General features: G+C 68.8%; 14 protein-coding genes. 4 read left to right on the top strand and 10 right to left on the bottom strand.

Features of this window, described 5'->3' with window-relative positions; all coding sequences use genetic code 11:
• Window positions 1–59: 59 nt before the first annotated feature.
• A complete protein-coding gene (locus QH290_RS36380) occupies window positions 60–1,343 on the bottom strand; it encodes a PucR family transcriptional regulator (RefSeq protein WP_280264064.1) in 1,284 nt (427 codons plus the stop codon).
• Window positions 1,344–1,575: 232 nt separating this feature from the next.
• Window positions 1,576–2,205 (bottom strand): TetR/AcrR family transcriptional regulator, encoded by a 630-nt coding sequence (locus tag QH290_RS36375; RefSeq protein ID WP_280264066.1) that lies wholly within the window; start codon window positions 2,203–2,205, stop codon window positions 1,576–1,578.
• A gap of 131 nt (window positions 2,206–2,336) precedes the next feature.
• Between QH290_RS36375 and QH290_RS36370 the strand changes: the two genes are divergently transcribed.
• Entirely contained in the window at window positions 2,337–3,707 is a 1,371-nt protein-coding gene (locus tag QH290_RS36370) for an ABC1 kinase family protein (protein WP_425301585.1), read from the top strand.
• Here the strand turns inward: QH290_RS36370 and QH290_RS36365 are convergent.
• Complete coding sequence (locus tag QH290_RS36365) at window positions 3,644–4,336, bottom strand: respiratory nitrate reductase subunit gamma (protein WP_280264068.1); 693 nt, start codon at window positions 4,334–4,336, stop codon at window positions 3,644–3,646. The two genes, QH290_RS36370 and QH290_RS36365, sit on opposite strands and share 64 nt — an antisense overlap.
• 184 nt (window positions 4,337–4,520) lie before the next feature.
• Here QH290_RS36365 and QH290_RS36360 point away from each other — a divergent pair, with 184 nt between their 5' ends.
• Window positions 4,521–5,045: a hypothetical protein gene (locus QH290_RS36360; RefSeq protein ID WP_280264070.1), complete on the top strand. Its 525-nt coding sequence runs from the start codon at window positions 4,521–4,523 to the stop codon at window positions 5,043–5,045.
• 10 nt (window positions 5,046–5,055) lie between these two features.
• Here QH290_RS36360 and QH290_RS36355 read toward each other — a convergent pair whose 3' ends face one another.
• The 5 genes from QH290_RS36355 to QH290_RS36335 form a co-directional block, all read right to left on the bottom strand.
• Window positions 5,056–5,775: a helix-turn-helix domain-containing protein gene (locus tag QH290_RS36355; protein WP_280264072.1), complete on the bottom strand. Its 720-nt coding sequence runs from the start codon at window positions 5,773–5,775 to the stop codon at window positions 5,056–5,058.
• A gap of 73 nt (window positions 5,776–5,848) precedes the next feature.
• Entirely contained in the window at window positions 5,849–6,859 is a 1,011-nt protein-coding gene (locus QH290_RS36350; RefSeq protein WP_280387915.1) for a glycine betaine ABC transporter substrate-binding protein, read from the bottom strand.
• A complete protein-coding gene (locus QH290_RS36345) occupies window positions 6,856–7,614 on the bottom strand; it encodes an ABC transporter permease (RefSeq protein ID WP_280264075.1) in 759 nt (252 codons plus the stop codon). Before QH290_RS36345 ends, QH290_RS36350 begins: the two co-directional genes overlap by 4 nt.
• Window positions 7,611–8,849, bottom strand: a complete 1,239-nt coding sequence (locus QH290_RS36340) for an ABC transporter ATP-binding protein (protein WP_280387914.1) — start codon at window positions 8,847–8,849, stop codon at window positions 7,611–7,613. Before QH290_RS36340 ends, QH290_RS36345 begins: the two co-directional genes overlap by 4 nt.
• Window positions 8,842–9,492, bottom strand: coding sequence for an ABC transporter permease (locus QH290_RS36335; protein WP_280264110.1), 651 nt, complete (start codon window positions 9,490–9,492; stop codon window positions 8,842–8,844). Before QH290_RS36335 ends, QH290_RS36340 begins: the two co-directional genes overlap by 8 nt.
• Window positions 9,493–10,084: 592 nt before the next feature.
• Between QH290_RS36335 and QH290_RS36330 the strand changes: the two genes are divergently transcribed.
• On the top strand, window positions 10,085–11,212 hold the full coding sequence (locus QH290_RS36330) for a hypothetical protein (protein ID WP_280387912.1): 1,128 nt from the start codon (window positions 10,085–10,087) through the stop codon (window positions 11,210–11,212).
• Between the two features lie 184 nt (window positions 11,213–11,396).
• Window positions 11,397–12,119 (top strand): DUF1906 domain-containing protein, encoded by a 723-nt coding sequence (locus QH290_RS36325; protein WP_280387911.1) that lies wholly within the window; start codon window positions 11,397–11,399, stop codon window positions 12,117–12,119.
• 7 nt (window positions 12,120–12,126) lie between these two features.
• Here QH290_RS36325 and QH290_RS36320 read toward each other — a convergent pair whose 3' ends face one another.
• Window positions 12,127–12,441: a hypothetical protein gene (locus tag QH290_RS36320; RefSeq protein WP_280387938.1), complete on the bottom strand. Its 315-nt coding sequence runs from the start codon at window positions 12,439–12,441 to the stop codon at window positions 12,127–12,129.
• A 189-nt stretch (window positions 12,442–12,630) separates the two neighbouring features.
• Window positions 12,631–13,449 (bottom strand): Rv1157c family protein, encoded by an 819-nt coding sequence (locus tag QH290_RS36315; protein ID WP_483244070.1) that lies wholly within the window; start codon window positions 13,447–13,449, stop codon window positions 12,631–12,633.
• Window positions 13,450–13,511 lie beyond the last annotated feature (62 nt).

The following is a 13,511-nucleotide window of genomic DNA, read 5'->3' as shown; positions in this document are numbered from 1 at the left end:
TTGCCCGAATTGGCCCACGCCAATCACAAACCGACTACCGCAAGTAGTGCGCGGCCTCCCTACGCCGGATGGGTCTGCCGGTAGCTGCGCGCGACGAGGGCCGAGCGCAGGTACCACAGCCCGCTGGCGTGGGTGGGATCGCAGCCGGTGAGGGTCGCGATGCGTTTGAGCCGGTAGTCGACGGTGTTGGTGTGGATGTGCAGGGCGTGCGCGGTCCGCTGGCGGTTGAGGTTGTTGCTGATGTGCCGCTGCAGGGTCTCGAGCAGTTCGGGGTGCGCGTCGAGCGGGTCGAGCAGGGTGCCCAGGTGCTCGCGGCCGGGACCCGGCCGGGTGAGCTGATATTCGAGGGCGATGTCGTCGAATCGGTACAGGCCCCGGACCAGCTTGAGCCGATGCACCATGTCGAGCAGCTGATGGGCCCGATCGGCGGCAGCGGGAATGTCGTGGGATCCCGCGGTCACGACCGTCGCCGTGATGGGCACCTGCGCCGCCTGCGACAGCGTGGTGACCAGCCGGTCGAGCTCGTCGGAGTCGCCGTCGGTGGTGGGGATGAGCAGGGTGCCGCCGTCGACGCTGAGCAGCGACAGGACCGTGTGGCCGTCGTGTCCGGGGGCCAGCGCGGCCTGGATGCGCCGCAGCTTGCGCCGGGCGACCACCGCGCCGTCCACCATCGGATTGGCCTCCTCGGGATGTGCGGGGATGGCCAGCGCCAGCACGTTGTACTGCTCGGCGATCTCGATGCCGCATTCGCGGGCCATGGTGGAGGTCGGATGCCCGCCGAGCAGCGCCGAGGTCAGGGTGTGCACCGCCGTGTGATGCTCGCTGACCACCGAACGCAGTTCGCGCACATAGGCTTTCGAGACCGCGGTGGTCATGGTGTCGAGCATGTCGACGACGAGCTTGGCACCGCCGATCAGGTTGTCGTAGTCGCCGCGCCGCAGCAGCAGCACCTCCTCGCCGTCGTCGCGCATGCGCCGGTAGCTGTTGGTGGCACTGGTGACGACGAGATCGAAGCCGAGGCGGAACCCCTCGTGGATGGCGTGGTGGATGGTGTCGATCGGCACGCCCTCGCGCGCCCACTGCCCGGCGGTGTCCTCGAGCTTGCGGATCTTCTCCGGGACGTCGACACCGTCGAGCATGCTGACCGCCAGTTCCAGGCACAGGCGGGTGATGCTGGTGACGTCGCCGTGGATGGCGTCCCCGGGGAGCGTGCGGCACGGCGCCACCGTCTCCACGAAATGCCCCACCATCTGCCGAGACAAGGCGCGCACGTTCTTCAGCGGCTCGGACAACGGCGTGCCGGAGTACGTCAGGCCTGGGTTGTTCGACGTGTCGGCGGTCATCGGCGACCTCTCTTCCAACCATGAGTCAGACGCGGTGGTCTGCTATCGCTGTTTGCTCTGTCACAAACGGTAAGCCGAGCGCGCGCTCACCTTCTACTCCTCTTTGAGAGGTGGGTGACGGTCGCAAAAACGGGCCCTCAGCAGGCAGTTGGTCCGCTCGTGGCCCAAACGATGTAAGAGCGGAGGAGCCCATAGTTGGGTAGGTGCTCATTTTTCATGAGACGAGCGTGTTTCACGCCGCGCGGGACTTGATCTCCGCCTCGGCCATGGCCGCCATCATGCGCGCGGTCATCTCGATGGCCTCCTTGCGCTCCTGGCTGTCGACCTCCAGCGCCGACGCCCGCAGCACCGCCGCGAAACCCGTGTTGATCAGCACGAATGTCATCACGTCGTATTCGTGATCGTCACCGGGGCCGAGCAGCTGGATCACCAGCACCTTGACCAGCAGGCGCAGGCGCGGCTCGAATTCGGGGATGCCGCTGCTGTAGAACTGCACGCCCGCCACCAGCGCGCGCACCAGGCGGGCATTGTCCACCAGCTCGTCGGTGATGACCTCCAGGATGCCGGTGATCATCTCCAGGACAGACTTTTCCGAGAGGCCGAACACCCGCTGGGTGAAGCGCCGCTCGACATTCTCGAGCAACCGCCCGAGCAGCTCCTCGACGATGACGGAGCGGTCGGAGAAGTACCGGTAGACCGTCCCGACGCTCACCCCCGCCTCGGCCGCGATGCGGTTCGTCGAGGTATTGGCGATGCCACGCTCCCCGAAAAGCTGTGCGGCGGTGTCGAGGATGTGCTCCCTGGTTGCCTTGGCCCGGTCCTGTGTCGGGCGACGACGCTGGCCCACCGCTTTCGTCGGCATCGCGACCTCCTGCCTGCTGTCGCTAGAAGATGAGCATCGCTCAGTTTAGTCACGCCCCCTGTTGCCACGGGCCGAAAACGTGCAGAGTGAACACCGCGTCATTCGAAGCATGTGCCAATGGAGGTGCGCTGGTGGGCAGTCGAGTGCCGAAGGGCCGTTTCGCGCGCGGCAGCAGGATGGGCCGGTTGGTCGCGGGACAGGCGGTCCGCGGAGTCGGCACGCGGTTGTCCATGATCGGGAAACCCGAGGACGCGCGGCAGCTGCTCGCCGAGCGGTCCACCTTGCAGACCGCGCAGCAATTGGTCACGGTGCTCGGCGGCATGAAGGGCGCGGCGATGAAGCTGGGTCAGATGCTGTCGGTGCTCGATGTCGACCTGCTCCCGGAATCGCATCGCGAGATGTTCCGCGACAAGCTCGCCGAATTGCGCGATCAGGCTCCCGCGGCCCCGTTCTCGGCGATGCGGAAGGTGATCGAGGACGACCTCGGGCCCATGGCGCGAATCTTCGCCGACTTCGACGAGGACGCGATCGCCGCGGCCTCGATCGGCCAGGTGTACCGGGCCACGCTGCACGATGGGCGCCAGGTCGCGGTCAAGGTCAAATATCCGGGCGTGGACCGGGCCGTCGAGGCCGATATGCGCAATCTGGTGATGATCAGCAGGCTCTGGAAATCCATTCTGCCCAGCGCGGCCGACAACGAGGTGCTCGACGAGATCGCCCGCAATATCGGCAGCGAACTCGACTACGAGCGCGAGGCGGTGAGCCAGCATCGCGTGGCCTCGCATTATCGGGATCATCCGTTCATCACGGTCCCGGACAGCATCGAGGAACTCTGCGGGCACAACGTGCTGGTGACCGAATTCCTCGACGGGAAGTCCTTTCCGCAGATCCAGCAGCTGCCGGACGACGACCGCGACCGGATAGGTGAGCTCATCTATCGCTTCTACGTCAACACCGTGTTCTCCGACTACCAGTTCTGCGGCGATCCGCACCCCGGCAATATTCTCCTCGCCACCGACGGCCGGGTCGGATTCGTGGATTTCGGGCTGTACCACTCGATGGAACCGGAGTATGTCGAGCTGGAGCGCGCGGGCATGCGCGCGGCGGGTGAATTGCGCGCCCGGGACCTCTACGACCTGTGGGTCGGTCGCGGCATCATCGATCCGGCCGCGAGTATCGATCCGCAGGAGGTCCTCGAGTACGTGTGGGCCGCCGCGGGCTGGCATCTGCTCGACGAGGAGATCACGATCACGCCCGAAATCGCCACGGGCGCCGTGGTTCTCGCCGTCGATCCCCGCGCCGCCGAATTCCAGGGCATGCGGCAGCAGCGGCTGCCGCCCGAGCACGTCTTCTCGCGGCGGGTGGATCTGTTCACCTTCGCGGCGCTGGGCCAGTTGGGGACGACCAACAACTGGCACCGCATCGCGCGGGAGTGGCTCTATCGTGAGCCGCCGACCACCGAGATCGGGCGGACGGTGGCGCGCTGGGAAAGCCGCCGCTGACGCCGGAACACCCTGGGCACCCATCCGGCGATCGGCGCGGCGAACAGGTCCGCGAGGCGGGTGTAGGGCCAGATGCCCAGCAGCAGTACGAGAATCAGGCCGCGCGCCTGGTAGAGCGCGGGGGCATCGGCCATCGCGTCGGGGTTCGGATGCGGGGTGGGCAGCGACCGGGCCCAGCTGAACAGGGTCTCGGCGGTGCGGTAGCCGTCGGCGGTGGAATTCGGATCCAGCCTGATGAGAACGCCGGACAGTAGCATCGCGGTCAGCACGGGGAGGGTGATGCGATCCACCGGCGTGACCGGGCCGCGATGGGTGCCCGCGATGACCGACGGCAGGATCAGCATCACCGCACCGGCGGCCGCGGTGGGTAGCGCGACGACCTCGACCGCCAGGATGAGCACATACATGCCACCGGGCGGGTGGTCGTGCGGGCCGGAGGCGAACAGGTCGGCGAGGCGGGCGGCGATCACCAGGCTCGCGCCGAGCCGGAACGCGATGGCGCCGTACCGTTCGGCGCGGTCGGCGTCCGGGGCCGGGCGGAAGCGGTCGCGGCGAAAGCGCCAGATATGGCCCAGCACAAAGGATCCCAGGGCGCAGTAGGGCAGTACGATCCACAGCAGAACCGTCAAGGGGTCGGGTCATCGCCTTCCATGGTGGGATGTCGGGGACACTCACGCTCGCAGAGCCGCAAATCCCGGGCAAGGGACCTTGGACACCTACCGGTGCGTATCCGGGCAACCCTGGTCGCGGGCGCCGGAACTGTGGCATATTTGACTGCGTAGCGCTCCTCGGCCCTCGTCGTCAGGAGACCGGATGTCCGATCCGTTACCCGCCAGAATCTGCCTCACCGGTGCGGCGCACCGGGGGCCGATGGTGAGCCTGTTCCTGGTCCCCGAACCCCGCGTGCGCGGCGCCTGCATGCTGCACCTGCTCGAACAGGCGCCGGTCGGCGACGGCCCGCGCCGCGACCCGGACCTCGTCGCGGCACTGCAGGGCCGCGGCCTGCCCGGCGCACGGGCCCGCCTGGTGGCATTCGAGTCCACCGACCATCCGGCGCTGCCGGGCGCGCGTCTGCGCACCGTCTACCACGACCACTACATCGCCGACGGCCCGCTGGGCCTGGACACGGGGAATGCGGACGAGCTGGCCCGGCTGTCGCTGCTTCCCGAGCATCCCATCGGCCTGCGCCGCATCGACGATTTCGAGGATCACGCCGTCCGCCGGGCCATGCTGGCCGTTTATCGCTATTTCGGTGTGGACCAACGCATTCCGCTGATGTACCACGGTTATGCGGAGCCGGAGGAGGGCTGGCTGGCGTTGCGCACGGCCGTCGCCTGACGGCTGCGGCTCAGCGCGCGGGCATCAGCGAGTACAGCCACCACGGGCGGGTCGGGATCTCGATCTTGAACAGGTGGACGTGCATGGGGCACCATTCGCCGGTCTCCGGCGAGCGCATACGCACCGGGTGCGGGATGTTGTCGGGAGGAAGGTCGGTCGACCACAGCCGGTCCCATTCGGGTGCCGCCCGGCACATCCGGATGATCTCCTCGCAACGTTCGGGAGTCACCACGCCCGGGGCCATGTACCGGAACGCCTGCACGAGCACGTGCGCCTGCTGTTCCCAATCGGCCAGGACGTGGCGGGCGATCGGATCCAGCAGCGTCCACGCGATGACGTTGGTGCCGGGCAGCAGCGTGGGAAAGTACCGGCGGTGGGCGTCGTTGACCGCGATCAGGTCGCGGGCGGGCAGCGTCAGGTAGCACGCCGGATGCGGCAGGCTGTTCAGAAAGTCGATTTCGCCCTCGGCGAGGTCGCCGTACAGATCGGTGGTCTGCCGCCGCGCGGGCTGGAGAAGTTCGAGGGCATGGTCGACGAACTGCGTCGGTATCCGCAGCGCATCGGACAGCGCGATGAGCGCGGTGGGTGTCGGTGCGCGCGTGCCCTGTTCGATCTTCTGGATCAGCGCCTCGGAGACGCCTGCCCGCTGGGCCAGTTCGGCGCGCGTGAGACCGGCCGCTTCGCGGCGTTCGCGCAGATAGTGCGCAATGGCCATATGCGCGTCGGCCACTGCCGTACCTCCCGGACCGGATGCTGCGTCTAGCGATTACCGCCGAGAAACCTACCGTGTCCGGGGCGGCGGCTCAGCGCGAGGTGACGAACCCTTCGGCGACCAGCCAGTCGCGGGCGACGTTCGCGGGCTCCTGACCCTCCACGTCCACCTTGCGGTTGAGTTCGGTGATGGACTCGTTGGTCAGCAGCCGCGAGATCGGCTCCAGCACCTGGGCGACCTGCGGATGCGCGGTGGCGAATGATTCCCGCATCACCAGCGCCGCATTGTATTTCGGGAAGAACTTCTGGTCGTCCTCGAGCAGTTTCAGGTCGAGCGCCGGGATGCGGCCGTCGGTGGCGGCGACGGATCCGAACTGGCAGGTGCCGTTCGCGGTCGCCGGATAGACCAGCGCATCCTGCATGACCTGCTTCTTCACCTTGCCCATATCGACGCCGTACTTGCGCACCAGGCCCGGGAATCCGTCCTGGCGGACGCTGAATTCGGTTCCGACACAGGTATTTCCGGTGGCGGGGTCGGTATTCACCAGGCGCGCGTAGTCCGACAGGGTGGTGGCGCCGGTCTGCTGCTGGCTGGGGGCGCTGGTCACCAGGGCGTAGGTGTTGTTCATCGGCGCCATATTCGCCCACACCATGCCGTGTTTCGCGAGATCCTGATCGCGGACGGCCTCGAACTGCGCCTGCGAGTCGGGGATCGGGGTCTCGTTGCCGAGGTAGTTGATCCAGCCGGTGCCGGTGTAGTCGAAGGCGACGTCGACCTGCCCGTGCAGCTGGGCGTCGCGCAGGCTGTTGGAGCCGGTGATGGCGGTCAGGTCCCGCACCTCCGCTCCGGCGGCGCTGAGGGCGAATTCGAGCAGGTAGCCGAGGATGATCTGCTCGGTGAAGTCCTTGGAGCCCACGATGATTCGCACACCGTCGAGTTCCGCCACGGGTTTGATGCTGCCGGGCCCGACGCGCAGCGGCACCGCGCCCCCGGCCTCCAGACCACAGCCGGACAGGAGCAGTCCGAGAGCCACCAGGGGAGCAGCCAGCTTGGCCCACCTGCTTGCCTTCTCCCCGGAATGCCGGATTCCGTCCAGCCTCATCGCAACCCCTTCGGCTCGAGGAACCGCTCCGCCAGCGCGCCGAGCCAGTCCACCAGCAGCGCCAGCGCGACCGCGAGGATGGCGCCGACCCACAGCGTCACGTTGTCGCGCAGCTTGTAGCCGGTGTCGATGAGGATGCCGAGCCCGCCCGCGCTGACCAGGAACGACAGCGTCGCGGTGCCCACCGCCAGCACCAGCGAGGTGCGCAGCCCGGCCAGGATGTAGGGCACCGCGAGCGGAAATTCGATGCGGCGCAACACCGTAGCCCCCGACATCCCCTGCCCGCGCCCGGCATCGATCAGCATCGGATCGACCTGCTGATAACCGAGAATCGTGTTGCGCAGCACGGGAAGCAGCGAATACAGCGCGATCGGCCCGACGCCCACCCAGAAGCCCGTCTTCTGGGTCCACAGATAGGTGAGCACGATCAGGCCGATGGTCGGGGCGGCCGATCCGATATTGGCGATGCCGACGAACAGCGGCGCCAGCCGCCGCCAGCGGCCCCGGGTCAGCAGCGTGCCCAGCGGCACCGCGATCACCACGACGATCGCGATGACGGTCGCGGTGATCACGACGTGCTGGCGGGTGGCGGTGGCGATGTTGTCGGCGTTCATGCTCGCCTGCTGGGTGGCGGTGAGGTCGCGTGTGAACGCCCACACCAGCACGCCGACGGCGGCGGCGACGGCCAGCGCCGGCTGGGCGAGCAGCCGGACGCGCTCTGCCCGCCGTTCGGGATGCCGGGTGGTCGTGCTCATTGCTCGTCGCCCGAATCCGTTGTCGCCGTGCCGGTCCCGGTCGCGGCGGCGTCACCCGACTCCGCGCTGGTGTGCTCGGCCCGGATCTCGGACAGATGCCGGACCAGCGTGTCGATGGTGACCAGGCCCACGTATTCGCCGCGGCGACCGGTGACGACCGCGTGCGCGGTGCTGTCGGCCAGCAGCGCCTCCAATGCCTCCTGCAGCGTCGACCGGTTCGTCACCGTGCTGGTGACGGGCAGCCCGAGATCGCGCAGCGACGACGCGTGGGCCAGGTGCGCCTCGGACACCCACCGCACCGGCCGGCGGGCGGCATCGAGTACCAGGCCCCACTTCCAATCCCGTTGGGCCAGTTCGGTTCTGATGGGGTCGATCGGATCGCTCTCGATGGCGGTCGCGCACGGCCGCAGCTCGACGTCCTCGACCCGGGTGAGGGTGAGCTGCTTGAGCGCGGCGTCGGCACCGACGAACCCGGCGACGGTCTCGTCGGCCGGTTCGGCCAGGATCGCGGCCGGGGTGTCGTACTGGAGGATGCGAGATCGGTTGCCCAGCACCGCGATTCGATCGCCGAGCTTGACCGCCTCGTTGAAGTCGTGGGTGACGAAGACGATGGTCTTGTGCAGTTCGGCCTGCAGCCGGATGAGCTCGTCCTGCAGCAGGCCGCGGGTGATCGGATCGACCGCGCCGAACGGCTCGTCCATCAGCAGCACCGGCGGGTCGGCGGCCAGGGCCCGCGCGACCCCGACGCGCTGCTGCTGACCGCCCGACAGCTGCCGCGGATACCGGCCGCGGAAGGTGCCCGGGTCCAGGCCGACGAGCTCGAGCATCTCGTCGATGCGGGCGGTGACCCGGGCGCGGTCCCAGCCGAGCAGGCCCGGCACGGTGGCGATATTGCGTGCCACGGTCATGTGCGGGAAGAGCCCGGCCTGCTGAATCGAGTAGCCGATCCCGCGGCGCAACCGATCGGCGTCCTGTGCGGCGACGTCGCGCCCGTCGATGGTGATGGTGCCCGACGTCGGCTCGATGAGCCGGTTGATCATCCGCATGGTGGTGGTCTTGCCGCAGCCCGACGGGCCGACGAAGACCACGGTCTCCCCGGCGGGGATGGTGAGTGAGACGTTCTCGACGGCCGGATCCCGCTGTCCCGGATAACGTTTGGTGACCGAATCGAGCACGATCTCGGCCCGGGGATGGTCCTCGGTGTGCTCGGAGACGGCGGTCGCGGTATCAGTCACGGATTCCCCTCGGAGTGGTGAGGCGGCCGATGAGGACGAGTGCGGCATCGAGCGCCAGCGCCAGCACGATGATCAGCACCGTGCCGGTCAGCGCCATCGGCACCGCGGTCGGGCTGCCCAGCCGGGCCAGACCGGAGAAGATCAGGTTGCCCAGGCCCGGACCCTTGGCGTACGCGGCCATGGCCAGAATGCCCATGCTCAGCTGGGTGCTGACGCGGATGCCCGCCAGGATCGACGGCCAGGCCAGCGGCATCTCGATGCGGGCCAGGATGCGCAGCCGGTTCATGCCCACGCCGCGGGCCGCATCGGCGACGGCCGGATCGACCCCGGCCAGGCCGATGATGGTGTTGCGCAGGATCGGCAGCAGCGCGTACAGCACCAGGGCCGTGACGGTCGGCAGCACGCCCAGGCCCATGGCCGGAATGAGCAGACCCAGCAGGGCGAACGACGGAACGGTCAGAATGATGCTGGCGGCCGCGGTGGACAGTGCCGAACCCCAGGGACTGCGATGGACGGCGATGCCGATCAGCACGGCCACGACCGTCGCGAGCAGCACCGACTGCACGACCGCCGAGACATGCAGATACGAGTCGGTCAGCAGTTGGTTTCGGTGATCGACGACGAAGTTCCACAGCGTGTCCAGGGTTTAGCCCTCCCACATCCTCGACGTCCGGGCAGAGTGTATCGACACAGGGAGGAAAAGTAGGGCATTTCGGCCCGTTTGTCGCACTGGTGATACCCGCGCGCGAATGCTGCGGCGGCGCGGCGCAACTGGGACAAAGTGGGACACCCGGGCGCCTTGACCGGCGGCGCGTCCGCTCGCGATGCTCACTACGGCGAAGCGATGCCCCGGCGGGGACGGCACGAGCGGTCGCCGTCGAGGATCTCGTGCCGAAGGGGCGCGCCCGCCGTCCCGGCGCGCATTATCGGAATTCACCATTACATCCGGGCCGAGATTCCGGGTATGGTCGGGTTCGGTCGTTTGTGAAACGTATCCACCTGCGGGGGATATATCTGGCTGGTGGGGGGAGGTGCCTCGAGCACCTCGTCCTACGATGAACCCGGCGGTGCCCGGCAGCGCCGCCGTCGCGGGCCCTGTCCTGCTGCCCCCTCATCGGCAGGACAGGGATCTGCATTTCCGTACGGCGCGGGCAGATTTCCGGCGCCTCCTGCCGCGCTCGGGGTGTCCATGACGGGCGCGCACGCCGTCCGACACTGCGAGGTACCGGGAGCTCATGCGACAGTCCATCGCCCACGACCATCCGGCCTGGATCGACTACGCGGAATTCGGTGAGAGGTTCGTCACCCACGCGGTGACGCCGGCGCGCATCGAGGCCGCGGTGTCCGGGATGGCGGGGCGCGGGATGACGATCGGGCCGTTCTCGGTCGGTCCCGCGGGGCTGGCCGGTTTCGTCGCCGAGGGCAGCGTGGGGAAGCCGGTGATCGCGCGCAGCGGGCCGCATGTCACCTTCGAGGTCCGGCTGCCGGTATCGCTGCACGTCACCATCACCCTCGGCGGGCAGCGGCTGCGGCTGGAGGCGGTCGTCGAGATCGACCTCACCCTGCACGCGCGCACCGCCGACCCGCTGCTGGTCATCATCGACATTCCGCCGGTCACCCCCCGCGACGTCAGCTTCGTGGTGCGCGCGCAGGCCATCGGCGCCGCGTTCGAGCTGCTGCTGGATCCGATCGCGGTGCTGGTGCAGCGCGAGGTGGCCAACCGCCTCAATGCCATGCTCGCCGATCCGGGCGCGCGCCGCGGGCGGGTGTTCGACGTCGAGGCCATCCTGAACGGGACCCGGTCGCCGCATCCGACCCGGGAGTCGTTCGACTGGATCGGCTACGACGAATTCGGGCAGCGCTTCTTTCCGCGCATCGTCACCGCCGAACGGGTCCGCGAGGTGGTCGAGGGCCTGGCCGGGCGGGCCATCGAGGTGGGCCCGCTGCGCACCGGGCCGCGCGAGGCGGCGACGGTCGAGGTGCAGGGCACCGTCCGGATGCCGCGGCTGTCGGACCGCGTGGGCGAGGATCCGGTGTCGTTCGACCTGACCATCCCCGTAGCGCTGGACATCACCGTCGACGTCCTCAAGGCCAACCGCTACCGCGCCGAGGTCGAGATCCCGGTGGTCCTGATCGCCCGCGCCGCCGACCCCCTGCTGATCGTCATCGACGCCTCCGCCCCCGACCCCCGCGCCATCTCCGTCGACCTCCACGCCGAGGGCTGGCGAGCCCGCGCCCTCGGCAAACTGGGCAACATCCGCCAGCAGATAGCCCACCAGGTAGCGGCCGTCATCCGCGCCGAACTCGCCGACACCTCCTTCCGAACGATCGACGTGGGCACGCGGATCGACGGTGCTGCCTGATGTCCACCGTGTGGCTCGTGTGAATGATGTGCACGGTGAGCCTGGCGGTTCCTGTGTGCATGTGGTGAAATGAGTTCACGTTCGAGGCTCCCGGCGCGCACAGGCTTGGGGAAGGTGCGCCGGGTAGTTCCCGGCCTGCAGGGTGGCCGGTTCCAGGTCAGGCACTGCGCGAAGGAGTACTTCGATGCGTTCCACACCCATGTCTCGGCGCACCCTGTTCGGCGTTGCCGCCGGTGCCGCCGCCACCGCCGGACTCTCGGCGCTCGCCCCGAACGCCGCGGCCACGGGCAGTGGGCTGGGCACGCTCCTGGACTACGCGGGTGCCGTGCCCGCGGCCGAGGAGATCCGCGCCGCGGGCCATATCGGCGTGATCCGGTACGTCTCCGATCGCCGTCCGGGCGCGGAGTGGATGGAGGGAAAGCCGTTGCGCGCCGGCGAGGTCGACGCGCTGCGCGAGGCGGGGCTGTCGGTCGTGTCCTGCTACCAATACGGCAAGGCCGATACCGCGGACTGGCGCGGCGGGCTGGAGGCGGGCAAGAAGCACGCCGAGCGCGGCCTGGAACTGCACCGCGAGGCGGGCGGGCCCGACGGCGTACCCATCTACGCCTCCATCGACGACAAGCCCACCGAGGCCGAGTTCGCGACGATGATCGCCCCGTACCTGATGGGCTGGCAGTCGGTGCTCGGCGGCGAGAACGTCGGCGTCTACGCCAACGCGCCGACCATCACCTGGGCGAAGGCCGCCGGGCTGGGATCCTGGTTCTGGCAACACAACTGGGGCACCCCGAAGGGCTTCGTGCATCCCGCGGCGAACCTGCACCAGTTCGAGATCGACAAGCGTTCGGTCGGCGGCGTGGGTGTGGACGTCAACGACATCCTCACCCCGCAGTACGGGCAGTGGTGGTAGCCGCGCCTCAGGTCTGGCAGTGACAGGTCGGGTCGACGCACAGATCCGGCTCGTCGGGAACCACCGAGAGCAGCGGCCGGGCCTCCGGCGCCTCGCGCACGCCCATCCAGGAGAACAGCGACCAGCGCGACAGCCCGGAGAACGCGGAGCCCAGGCTGAAGAACGAACCGATGGAGCCCACCGACAGCACCGACCCCACGCTGCCGACGGACAGGATCGAGTAGGCCGAGCCGATCGACAGGATCGAACCCTCCGACCGGAACGACAGGATCGATCGGTGCGAGCGCGAGGACAGCACCGATTTGTAGGAGCGGCGCGACATGACCGACCGGCGGGAGCGGCCACCGGCCTTGCGCGCCGCCGGTGCGGTGGAATCTGCGGACCGTACGAGCTCATCGACAGTCGCCATATTTGCCGGTCTACCACAGGTCATCGCAGGTTGCCGCGCTTATGACGGCAAAAGGCCCGGAGTGTCGTCCAGGGACGGCTCCGGGCCTTGTGCGGCTAGGGGTTAACGCTGTGCCTGCGCGGGGGCCTGTGCCTGCGGCTGCGTCTGGGCCTGCACCGCGGGGGCCGCCGGGGCGACGTTGAAGAAGCCCAGGGTCGGCAGGAACGAGCAGGTGATCGGGGGCTTCTCGGCGTCGGCCTGGGTGGTCAGCGAGCCGGAGATCACCGCGATCACGCGGCCGGGGCCGGTGTTGGCGATCGTCGACAGGGTGGCCGGGCCGTCGGGGTTGATGTGCGCCTCGTCGGTCAGCGGCTGGATGGCGCTCTGGCGCGTATCCAAATTCAGCCACTGCACGGTCATCGGCGGATTCTGCTGCGGGGTCAAACCTTTGGTGCCCAGCGCGGTGAACACGAAACCGGCCTGACCGCCCTGCGGACCGGGCGGCGGCAGTTCGGCCGGGCCGGGCACGGCCAGCGCGGTACCGACCGAATCGGTGCCTGGACCGATGCAGCCCTTGCCGATGGTCGGGTAGAGGAACTGCGCGATATTGGGGCCGTTCTCGGGCAGCTCGGGGCCACCGCCGCCGCTGCCGTCGAGGAATTTGATGATGGCCTGCAGCGCCGCCTTCACCTGCGGGGGCAGGTTGGCCGAGTTCAGGATCTGCTTGGCCTGGTCGAGGATGGTCTGCTGGCCGGGGGAGGCGATATCGGCGGCGCCCGCGGCGGCACCGACGATGGCGGGCGCCAGGTTGGCGATCGCGTCGATCGGCACGCCCTCGGGAATCAGGGGGGCACTGGCAGGGGCCTGCGGCTTCGGCGCCGGGGCGGCGACCGCGGTAGACGCGGCAACGGTGGCGCCGGCCGCGAGGGCCAGCGCGGACACTGCGAACCGCGATCCTCTGGTGCGAAGCACTGGTGTAGCCGTCCTTACCTCGGGTACCTCAT

This window comes from Nocardia wallacei (assembly GCF_029869545.1).
Classification (GTDB): Bacteria; Actinomycetota; Actinomycetes; order Mycobacteriales; family Mycobacteriaceae; genus Nocardia; species Nocardia wallacei_A.
This window is presented reverse-complemented; position numbering and strand designations above follow the sequence as displayed.